Below are 257 nucleotides of genomic sequence, written 5' to 3' on the forward strand. Positions count from 1 at the left end.
TTGCCGGAGCCCTTGTCGTGCTGGAGGCCGTCGTGAGGCCAGGCAACCGGCAGCCAGTCGCCCCAGCCTTTGAGCGCCGCCGCGTGAATGACTGGCGTCGTCTCGCGCTGGCGGTAGACAGCCGTGAGGTGCCGAACGGGTGATCCCAGCCGAAGTCTATGCCGACGATCTCCGGCATATAGCTCGGGATCTGGAACGGCGCGCAGGTGATGGACTCTTCGGCTACGGGGAAGACGCGGCCGGAGCCGAGAACGGGG

The 257-nt window shown here is 67.3% G+C and carries 1 pseudogene; it reads right to left on the bottom strand.

The features are described from left to right. Nucleotides 1-257 (bottom strand): annotated as a pseudogene (locus FV233_RS31555) (DNA packaging protein); the annotation flags it as partial.

It is taken from the genome of Methylobacterium sp. WL7 (assembly GCF_008040085.1).
Lineage (GTDB): Bacteria > Pseudomonadota > Alphaproteobacteria > Rhizobiales > Beijerinckiaceae > Methylobacterium > Methylobacterium mesophilicum.